We start from the raw sequence: 1,290 nt of genomic DNA on the forward strand, positions 1-1,290 counted from the left end.
CGGAGGCGGCGAGCCCGTACGCGGGCGGCCCCGCCGGGCATCCGTCGGACACGGTGGCGAGGAAGCCGCGGAACGGCTCGGGCAGTTCGATCGCGTGGGCGGCCTCGAAGGCCCGCACCGCCCCCCAGCCCGCCGGCGGCCGCAGAGCCACGCCCCCGAACACCGCGCGCAGGGCCTCCGGCCCGTCCCGTGGATCATCGACACGCACGTCCGTACCCGACCACAGCGCCCCCGCCCTCGCAAGCCGGGGCCCAGGAGACGAGCGCGATCGACGACCGGCCGGACACCCCGCAGGCGGCGCGGTCGCTCACACGGCGACGCCGGGATCGGCGTGTCCGGGGAACAGGGCGGCCGCCACGTGCCGGGTGTCCGCGTACTCGACGACGGAGGTGATCCGGCCGTCGTGGACCGTGTAGACGCCGATGCAGCGGTTGTCGTACGTGCCGCCGTACACGGTCTGTGCCTTCGAGGTCCATTCGGCGACCACGCGGTCGCCCTCGGCGATCGTGCCGGTCAGCTCGATCTTCATCGTGCCGGGAACGAGGAGCGGACCCATGCCGCCCAGGAAGTCGCCGACGATCGCGTCGCGGCCCCGCCACACCTTCGAGATCGGCAGATCGCCCGGGTAGTGCCAGGTCGCGTCCTCGGCGAAGCTCTCGTAGATGGCGTCGGCGTCGCCGTCGCGGACGGCCTCGACGTAGCGGACGACGACGGTCCTGGGGTCGGTGGTCATGGTCGGGACTCCTTGTCTGATTCTGCGGTCATTCAGGAGAGGGTCAGCACGGCCTTGCCGCGGATACGGCGGTCGCGCAGGTCGGTGAGGGCGGTCGCGGTGCCGGCCCAGTCCGCGACGCGGCCGATCTCGGGGTGCAGGCGGCCTTCGGCGGTCAGCCGGACGAGCGCCGCCAGGTCGTCGCCGAGTCCGGTGTCCGCGTCGAGGTAGTGGAAGTGGCGGATGACGGCCGACTCGGGCCCGTCGAAGAAGGCGAAGAAGTCGAGCGTCGCCGGAGTCCGGCTGGCCTGGCCGAACCAGATGAGCGTGCCGCGCTTCGCGAGCCGCGCGAGGGCGACGGGGAGCGTGTCGCCGCCCGTCGATTCCAGGACGATGTCGTACGGCCCGCGTGCGTCGGCCGGGTCGTGGACGATCTCGGCCGCGCCGAGCTCGGTGAGCCGGGCCCCGCGTCCGGCGTCCCGGGTCACGGCGGTGACCTGTGCCCCGGCGGCGGCCGCGAGCTCGGTCACGAAGTGCCCGACGCCCCCGGACGCACCGGTCAGCAGCACGCGCCGGCC

General features: G+C 74.0%; 3 protein-coding genes. All 3 read right to left on the reverse strand.

The features are described 5' to 3' along the window. The coding region (locus tag ACFFNX_RS50310; RefSeq protein WP_378213595.1) for a hypothetical protein at positions 1 to 208 on the reverse strand (208 nt) is incomplete at its 3' end. A 99-nt stretch (positions 209 to 307) separates the two neighbouring features. After that, a complete protein-coding gene (locus ACFFNX_RS50315) occupies positions 308 to 733 on the reverse strand; it encodes a nuclear transport factor 2 family protein (RefSeq protein WP_378213596.1) in 426 nt (141 codons plus the stop codon). Positions 734 to 765: 32 nt separating this feature from the next. Continuing rightward, positions 766 to 1,290 (reverse strand): zinc-binding dehydrogenase (locus ACFFNX_RS50320; protein WP_378213598.1); only part of this gene is annotated, 525 nt, incomplete at its 5' end.

The organism is Actinoallomurus acaciae (genome assembly GCF_042429965.1).
GTDB lineage: Bacteria > Actinomycetota > Actinomycetes > Streptosporangiales > Streptosporangiaceae > Actinoallomurus > Actinoallomurus acaciae.